Raw genomic sequence first — 8,153 nt, 5'->3', positions numbered from 1 at the left:
CCCCACCACCGACCCGACGCAGGTCCGCTCCGGGGCCTACCGCCTCGATCCGGCCCACGGCAAGATCACCTGGTCGCTCGGCCACCTCGGCTTCTCGACCTATTACGGGCAGATCACCGACGTGGCGGCGGAGGCGAGCCTCGACGCGAAGGCCCCGGACAAGAGCCGCATCAGCGTCACCGTCGGCACGCCGAGCATCACCGGGCTCAACGACAAGCTCGACGCCCATCTCAAGAGCCCGGACTTCTTCGACACGCAGAAATTCCCCACGGCGACCTTCGTCAGCACCTCCGTCGAGCCGACCAGTCCGACGACGGCGCGGGTCAACGGCGAACTCACCCTCAAGGGGGTCACCAGACCGGTCTCGTTCGACGCCACCTTCAACCAGGCCGGGCTCCACCCGGTCGACAAGCTCTTCACCGTCGGATTCGACGGGCGGGCGGTGATCAAGCGCTCGGAGTTCGGGATCACCGCCTACCTGCCGATGGTGGGCGACGAGGTGACCCTGCGCCTGGAGGGCGAGTTCAAGGCGGTACCCTGACGGCCGGCCGCGCCGGGCGATCTCAGAGGGTGATGTGCTGGTCGATCGCCTGGGGGGCGAACGCCCTGTCGAACACCGCGCCGATCCCGTGCTCGAAGTGACGGGCGACGCGGGCCGCCGTCCGGCCGATGGTGATGGGCGCGCCGATGGCGATCTGCACGTCGAGGGTGAAGGCGACGCCGGACGCCGAGACGTTGAGAAGCTTGGCCGGCACGATCCGGCCATCCGCGAGTTCGACGGTCACGTCGGTCTCCAGGGGCGTCACCCGGGGATGGACGCGGACGGGGGCGGTCGCCTCCTGCTGCTCCGAGAGCAGGCGCAGTTCCCGGGCGACGCTGGCGACGGCCTGCTGTTTCGCAAGGAGGCGGACGACGAAGGCGTGGTCACCGATGCTGACCACGCGGGTTTCCACGGCGCCGATATGGCGGATGTTGCAGGTCAGTTCCTCGTCGACGAGCGGGGTGGTGGCGGAGCGGAAGTGAATTCCGTCCGGGGAGACGATGTCCGTCACGGCGTAGAACTCGGAGCGATCCCGTCCCCAGCACAGGGCCGGGACGACCACCGTGTGGTGATGGGGTTTCGCGTGCGGGTGTCTCATCGCTCTCACTGTGCCGCTCGCGGGCATCGTAGGATCGGGAGTCTTTCGATCGCTCTCGCGGGATAGGAAGAGTTGTAGCGATTCCGTCGAACGACGGGCCCTTCCTTCCGGACCGGGCGCCCCCGCGGATGGGGGCTCCCAGTTCCGGGCGGCCCGAAGCGCCACCCTCCGCCCGAACCGTCAGGTGGCGTCCCGGTGCGATCAGCCCGGTGCGATCAGCCCGCTTTGGCCAGGGCCGCGGCGATGCGGGCGGCGGCAAGCGCGCTCATCCCCGGCACGGGGGCATGCCGGCTCTTGAGGGCGTGGGAGGCGCGGTGGTTGGCGTGGGTGACGGCGATGGCAAGGGCGTCGGCGGCATCGGCCGTCTTGAACTCGGCCTTCGGCATCAGGAACTTCACCATGGCCTGGATCTGCACCTTGTCGGCGTGACCGGCCCCGCAGACGGTCTTCTTGACGAGGTTGGCGGCGTATTCCGACACCGGCAAACCCGCCAGCGCCGGGACCAGCAGGGCGATGGCGCGGGCATGGCCGAGCTTCAGCGTCGCCTGGGCGTCCTTGTTGACGAAGGTCTCCTCCACGGCGACCTCGTGGGGGGAAAACCCCCGGACCACCCGGCTGATGCCCTCGTGCAGCTCGCGCAGGCGGAGCGCCAGGGGCAGGTCGCCGTCGGAGGTGACGACGCCGCAATCGACGTAGGCGAGCTTGGTCCCCGTGACGGTGATCACGCCCCAGCCGGTGCGGCGCAGTCCGGGGTCGATGCCGAGGATGCGGACGGGAGCGGTCATGCGTGGTGGCCCTGGAGCGCGCGGGTCGCGCCGGCGTCGAGCGTTAGGCACATACCGTGAACGGAGCGTTTCGCCAAACCCTCCCCCCGAAATGCGAACGGCGCGGCCCCGCGAAGGGCCGCGCCGCGCTCTGGAGGATCGGGAAAGCCGGTCGCCTCAGGCGGCCGCGGAGACTCCGGCGGCGGTGGGAACCGAGGCCACGGTCTTCAGGATCTGCGAGGCGATCTGGTAGGGGTCCCCCTGGCTGTTGGGCCGGCGGTCCTCCAGGTAGCCCTTGTACGCGTTGTTGACGAAGCTGTGCGGCACGCGGATCGAGGCGCCGCGATCGGCGACGCCGTAGCTGAACTCGTTGATCGCCGCGGTCTCGTGCTTGCCCGTCAGGCGCATGTGGTTGTCGGGGCCGTAGACGGCGATGTGGTCGTCGAGGTTGTCCTTGAAGGCGGCCATCAGCGCCTCGAAATAGGCTTTGCCGCCCACCGTGCGCAGGTGCTCCGTCGAGAAGTTGGCGTGCATGCCCGAGCCGTTCCAGTCCGTGGCACCCAGGGGCTTGCAATGGTACTCGACGTCGATCTCGTAGCTCTCGCACAGGCGCTGGAGGATGTAGCGGGCGACCCACATCTCGTCGGCGGCCTTCTTGGAGCCCTTGCCGAAGATCTGGAACTCCCACTGGCCCTTGGCGACCTCGGCGTTGATGCCCTCGTGGTTGATGCCGGCGTCGAGGCAGAGGTCGAGGTGCTCCTCGACGATCTTGCGGGCGATGGAGCCGACTTCCTTGTAGCCGACGCCGCAATAGTACGGACCCTGGGGCGCCGGATAGCCGGAAGCGGGGAAGCCGAGCGGACGGCCGTCCTTATAGAAGAAGTACTCCTGCTCGAAGCCGAACCAGGCGCCGTCGTCATCCAGGATGGTGGCGCGCTTGTTGGAGGCGTGGGGGGTGACGCCGTCCGGCATCATCACTTCGCACATGACCAGGACGCCGTTCTTGCGGGTCGCGTCGGGGAAGTGGCGCACGGGCTTCAGCATGCAGTCGGAAGAGCCGCCCTCGGCCTGCATGGTCGAGCTGCCGTCGAAGCCCCACATGGGAAGCTGATCGAGGGTCGGGAAGCCGTCGAATTCCTTGATCTGCGTCTTCCCGCGCAGGTTGGGGACGGGCGTGTAGCCGTCCAGCCAGATGTATTCGAGCTTGTACTTCGTCATCGTGAAGTCTCTCTTCCGTTCGCGGTGCGGACCACCGCCGAGCGCGGACCGTCGACCGCCCCAGGGAACTGCCGCCCTCGCAAAAGCATTTGCTATGCCAATCAAACCTAGATCCGTTCGCCCGTCGGGACCGGCTAAGTCCCCCTTGGGATCCGGCCTTCGGATGCGGCATTTGCCCAGCAATTGGCCATTCTGCATTGTTTTTAATCACACGATGCCCATGCCATGTTCTTGAGCAGACACAGCGAAGCATAGGCTCGATATCGGCACCTCGAAATCTCGTTTACCCCGAACGAGGATTTCCCCATCGAACTATTGCATCGCGTTTTAGCAATCGCCGGCATGCGCATATTTCCGGCAGATGCGCGTTTTATTCGCGTCAGGCCGCGCATTCCCAGGGCAGAGGGTCTATGTTGTGCTCAGCGTTCGAGCGGCGCCGTCGGTGCCGCTCCCAAGGAGACCCAGTTCGATGACGCCGTCCGCCACGCGTGAGACCGCCAAGATCTACGCCTTCCCGACCGGGGGCCGCCTCGGCGCGGACCGCCGCGAGGCCAGCCGCCCGCGCGGCGAAACGAAGGCGATGCAGCCACCGGCCGCGTTCGCCGCCTGCGGCTATCACGAGGCCGCCCTGGTGGACGCGGACCGCTCGCGCAAATCCTGACGGCGATCAGACGCCGAAGATCGACCAGCCGAGGCGCCGGGTGAGGGTTTCGAGGGCGATCCGGCCGAGGTGGGAATTGCCCGAGGCGTCGAGGCCGGGGGACCACACGGCGATGGAGGCACGCCCCGGCGCCACGGCCAGGATGCCGCCGCCGACGCCGCTCTTGCCCGGCAGGCCGACGCGGTAGGCGAACTCGCCCGACCCGTCGTAATGGCCGCAGGTGAGCATCACGGCATTGATGCGCCGCGCCCGCTCGGCCGAGATCACGGAATGGCCCGTCGAGGGCATCCGGCCCGAATGCACGAGGTAACGCCCGGCCCTGGCGAGTTGCCGGCACGTCATGCTGATCGCACAGTGGTGGAAGTAGACGCCCAGGGTGAAGTCCACCGGGTTGTCGAGGACGCCGAAGGATTTCATGTAATTCGCGAGCGCGACGTTGCGGAATCCCGTGCGGAGTTCCGAGGCCGCCACCGCCTCGTCGATGGTGATGCTCGGGTCCTCGGCCAGGAACTGCATGAAGCGCAGGATCTCGCCCAGCGCCTCGCGCGGCTGATGGCCCGACAGAATCACGTCGGTGACCGCGATGGCGCCGGCGTTGATGAACGGATTGCGCGGGATGCCGCGCTCGCGTTCCAGCTGGACGATGGAGTTGAACGGGCTTCCCGAGGGCTCGCGCCCGACCCGGCGCCACAGGCGGTCGCCGACCATGCCCAGCGCCAGGGTCAGGGTGAACACCTTCGAGATGCTCTGGATCGAGAACGCCACGTCGGCGTCGCCCCCGGCCGCGACCACGCCGTCGGCATCGATGACGACGAGGCCGAAGGCGCCCGCATCGACCCGGGCGAGCTCCGGAATGTAGGTGGCGACCTCGCCCCGGTCGGGCCGCGCCCGCATCTCCTCGGCGATCTCCCGCACGACGGCGTGCAGGTCGGGGCTGGGGCTCTGCGGCACGGCGGTCTCACGCGGGCTGAAGGGATTTCCCGACGCGACGCAATGAAACTGCCAAGCCCGGTCTCGACGGGAGCTTCAACCCGCCAGCTTCTCCATCAGGGCCTCGGACAGGGAGAAATTCACGAAGACGTTCTGGACGTCGTCCTGGTCCTCGATCACCTCGACGAGGCGCAGGAGCTTCTCGCCGGTCTCGTCGTCGACCTCGATGGTGTTCTGCGCCTTCCAGACCAGGGCCGTGCGGCGGGGCTCGCCGAAGCGCGCTTCCAGCGCCTTGGAGACCTCGCCGTAGGCGTCCTGGGCGCAGACGATCTCGTGGCCGTCCTCGGACGAGCGCACGTCGTCGGCCCCGGCCTCGATGGCGGCCTCCAGCATGGTGTCGGCATCCGCCACCTTGGCCTCGAACTCCACCACGCCGACATGGTCGAACATGAACGACACCGCGCCGGTCTCGGCGAGGCTGCCGCCGGACTTGGTGAAGGCCGAACGCACGTCGGAGGCCGTGCGGTTGCGGTTGTCCGTCTGCGCCTCGACGATGATCGCGGCGCCCCCCGGGCCGTAGCCCTCGTAGCGGATCTCGTCGTAGCTCTCGGCGTCGGCGCCCGAGGCCTTCTTGATGGCGCGCTCGATGTTGTCCTTGGGCACGTTCTCGGCGCGGGCCGCGATGATGGCGGCCCGCAGGCGGGCGTTCATGGCGGGATCCGGCAGGCCGAGCTTGGCCGCCACGGTGATCTCGCGGGCGAGCTTGCCGAACATCTTCGAGCGGACCGCATCGACGCGGCCCTTGCGGTGCATGATGTTCTTGAACTGGGAATGGCCGGCCATGGCGTGACCTATCTCGCGAAAAAGAGCGGCGCCGGATGAGGCCCGAGCCTCCTCGACGGCGCGGGGCATCGGGAATGGGCGGCGGTTATAGGCCGGGGGCGTGCGGCGTGGCAACGCGGGCGGGCCCTCGGCGTTGACCCACATGGATATCCCCCATCACGCACCGGCCCGAGCTCCTACAACGGCCCCCGGTCGGCGGGCGTCGCCCCCGGAGGCCATCGCGAACAAACCCGTCCGCTGGGGCCGCCTCGGGCTCGTCGCTCTCCTTGGGCTCGCGGCCGGCACGATCCTCTTCCCCGCCCCGGCGGAGGGTCGTGGGAACAGGCGCCGCGGGGCTTAAGGCCCATCCAGCCCCGCGCAAGCCTCTCGCCTTACCTCCGCTGCTTAGCGTGACACGCGTTCACACCGGCGGAGGCCAGAGACCTTGGGCATTGTCATCGGCCTCGTCATCGGAATCGGCTGCATGCTCGGCGGGTTCGTCGCCATGGGCGGGCACCTCGTGGTGCTCTGGCAGCCGTGGGAGTTCGTGATCATCGGGGGCATGGGAGCGGGGGCCTTCGTCATGGCCAACCCGATGAAGACCGTGGTCGATTCCGGCAAGGCGAGCGTCGATGCGCTGACCGGCAAGGTGCCGAAGCGCAAGGACTACCTCGAACTCCTCGGCCTCCTCCACGCCCTCATGCGCGAGCTGAAGGCCAAGCCCCGCAACGAGGTCGAGCCCCACCTCGACGACCCGGCGAACTCCGAGCTGTTCAAGGCCTATCCGACGGTCGCCAAGAACGCCGACCTCGTCCTGTTCATCTGCGACTACGCCCGCCTCATCCTCATCGGCAACGCCCGCGCCCACGAGATCGAAGCCCTGATGGACGAGGAGATCTCGGGCTATCGCAAGGACCGGCTCAAGCCCTACGGCGCCGTCACCATGGTGGCCGAGGCGATGCCGGCCCTGGGCATCGTCGCGGCCGTGCTCGGCATCGTGAAAGCCATGGGGGCGCTCGACCAGTCGCCTCAGATCCTCGGCGGTCTCATCGGCGCGGCGCTGGTGGGCACGTTCTTCGGCGTCTTCATGTCCTACGGCGTGCTCGCGCCGTTCGCGACCAAGATCAAGGTGATCCGCGAGAAGCAGGCCCATGTCTACATCATCGTCAAGCAGAGCCTGCTCGCCTACATGAGCGGGGCGGTGCCGCAGATCGCCGTCGAGCACGGCCGCAAGGGCATCTCCCTCGGCGACCGCCCCACCATCGACGAAGTCGAGAACGCCACCGTGAACGGCGGCGCCCAGCGCGAGGCCGCCTGACCATGGACACGCCAGAGGGTTCCTCCGGCCAGAAGGGGCCGAGCACCGATCTCCGCGCCCGCCTCATCGAGGCCGGCGGCCTGTCCCTCGACCGGCTGCCCATGCTCAGCGTGGTGTTCGACCGCCTGACTACGGGCTGCTCGGACAACCTCAAGCACCTCGTCGCCTCGCCGGTGCACTTCTCCCTCGGCGGCATCCAGAGCGGGCGCATCGGCGAGATGCTCGACGCCTACGACACCAACGCCATCGCGGGTCTCTTCCACGCCCCCGAATGGGACAGCCACATCCTCGTCGGCCTCGACCGCGACTTCGTCTTCACCATGGTCGAGGTGCTGCTGGGCTCGGATGGCGGCGAGCCGCGGGTGGAGGACGAGCGCCCGTTCTCCGGCATCGAGACGCGCATCGCCCAGATCGTACTGGAGCAGGTCGGCAAGGCGCTGGAATCCTCGTTCTCCCTCGTGGCCGCCACGCCGTTCCGCCTCGAACGCACGGAGACGCGCATGGAGTTCGCCGTCATCGGCGGCCGCGGCAACAAGGCGGTGGAGGCCAAATTCCTGCTCCAGGCCCTCAACCGCAGCGGCGAGATGTTCCTCATCATCCCGCAATCGGTGATCAACCCCATGCGCCCGAGCCTGTCGAAGGTGCTCACCGTCGACTCGGCCGCCCGCGATCCGAAATGGACCCAGCAGATCGCCGCCGAGGTGCAGAAGGCCGAGGTGACCCTCCGTGCCGTCCTGGAGGAGCGCACCCTGACGCTCGGCGAGATCTCCGAGCTCAAGGTCGGCCAGGTCATCGGGCTCGACGCCACCCCCACCACCCGGGTGAAGCTCGAGGGCAACGACAGGCCGCTGTTCTGGTGCCATATGGGGCAGGCGCAGGGCTCCTACGTCCTGCGCATCGACGAAGCCATCGCCCCCGAGAAGGAAGGCCTCGTGCCATGACGCCGCTGGTTGACACCATCCTGCTCGTCGCCCTCATCGCGACGAGCGCCTGCGTGGTGCCGATGTACCTCAAGCTGAAGCGCCTCGATCGGACCCAGGCCGAGTACGGCCGCATCCTGACCCAGTCGGGCCACGCCCTGAACCAGGCCGGCGAGGCCGTGCGCGGCTTCAGCACGGAGGGGCGGGCGATCCTGGAGGCCCTCGACGGGAAGATCGAGGAGGCGCGCGCCACCCTCTCCGCCCTGGAGGCGGGCCGGCGGGCCCTGGCGAGCGACCTCGACCGGCAGACGCGGGTCGGCGGTTGACCGCGGCATCCCTTCGTCCGACCCTGATCCCCGACGCCTTTGACCCCCGACGCCC

10 protein-coding genes are annotated in these 8,153 nt (G+C 68.4%); 5 read left to right on the top strand and 5 right to left on the bottom strand.

All coding sequences use genetic code 11. The features are described from left to right. Window positions 1-541, top strand: a 541-nt coding sequence (locus FV218_RS21210; protein ID WP_147711442.1) for a YceI family protein, incomplete at its 5' end; no start/stop codon positions are given. Between the two features lie 22 nt (window positions 542-563). On the opposite strand, the gene FV218_RS21205 is transcribed toward FV218_RS21210, so the two are convergent. The 3 genes from FV218_RS21205 to FV218_RS21195 form a co-directional block, all read right to left on the bottom strand. After that, window positions 564-1,139, bottom strand: a complete 576-nt coding sequence (locus FV218_RS21205; protein ID WP_147711441.1) for a PilZ domain-containing protein — start codon at window positions 1,137-1,139, stop codon at window positions 564-566. Window positions 1,140-1,354: 215 nt separating this feature from the next. Further along, window positions 1,355-1,924 carry a crossover junction endodeoxyribonuclease RuvC gene (ruvC, locus tag FV218_RS21200; RefSeq protein ID WP_147711440.1) on the bottom strand — a complete coding sequence of 190 codons (570 nt, stop codon included), beginning with the start codon at window positions 1,922-1,924 and terminating at the stop codon, window positions 1,355-1,357. 156 nt (window positions 1,925-2,080) lie between these two features. After that, a complete protein-coding gene (locus tag FV218_RS21195; RefSeq protein ID WP_056089231.1) occupies window positions 2,081-3,121 on the bottom strand; it encodes a glutamine synthetase beta-grasp domain-containing protein in 1,041 nt (346 codons plus the stop codon). Between the two features lie 469 nt (window positions 3,122-3,590). On the opposite strand from FV218_RS21195, the gene FV218_RS21190 reads away from it, so the two are divergent. Next, window positions 3,591-3,782, top strand: a complete 192-nt coding sequence (locus FV218_RS21190) for a DUF2735 domain-containing protein (protein WP_056089233.1) — start codon at window positions 3,591-3,593, stop codon at window positions 3,780-3,782. Between the two features lie 6 nt (window positions 3,783-3,788). On the opposite strand, the gene FV218_RS21185 is transcribed toward FV218_RS21190, so the two are convergent. Next, on the bottom strand, window positions 3,789-4,733 hold the full coding sequence (locus FV218_RS21185; RefSeq protein WP_281407887.1) for a glutaminase: 945 nt from the start codon (window positions 4,731-4,733) through the stop codon (window positions 3,789-3,791). Between the two features lie 75 nt (window positions 4,734-4,808). Then, a complete protein-coding gene (locus FV218_RS21180) occupies window positions 4,809-5,555 on the bottom strand; it encodes a YebC/PmpR family DNA-binding transcriptional regulator (protein ID WP_056089237.1) in 747 nt (248 codons plus the stop codon). 424 nt (window positions 5,556-5,979) lie between these two features. Between FV218_RS21180 and motA the strand changes: the two genes are divergently transcribed. Genes motA through FV218_RS21165 form a run of 3 tightly spaced genes read left to right on the top strand, consistent with a single transcriptional unit; the run spans window position 5,980 to window position 8,098 of the window. Beyond that, entirely contained in the window at window positions 5,980-6,852 is an 873-nt protein-coding gene (gene motA / locus FV218_RS21175; protein WP_056089240.1) for a flagellar motor stator protein MotA, read from the top strand. Window positions 6,853-6,854: 2 nt separating this feature from the next. Beyond that, window positions 6,855-7,793, top strand: a complete 939-nt coding sequence (locus tag FV218_RS21170) for a FliM/FliN family flagellar motor switch protein (protein ID WP_147711439.1) — start codon at window positions 6,855-6,857, stop codon at window positions 7,791-7,793. Then, entirely contained in the window at window positions 7,790-8,098 is a 309-nt protein-coding gene (locus tag FV218_RS21165; protein WP_147711438.1) for a hypothetical protein, read from the top strand. Before FV218_RS21170 ends, FV218_RS21165 begins: the two co-directional genes overlap by 4 nt. Window positions 8,099-8,153 lie beyond the last annotated feature (55 nt).

The sequence above is a fragment of the Methylobacterium sp. WL69 genome (assembly GCF_008039485.1).
Lineage (GTDB): Bacteria > Pseudomonadota > Alphaproteobacteria > Rhizobiales > Beijerinckiaceae > Methylobacterium.
The sequence above is the reverse complement of the archived record's forward strand: the minus strand, read 5'-3'. Positions and strand labels throughout refer to the sequence as shown.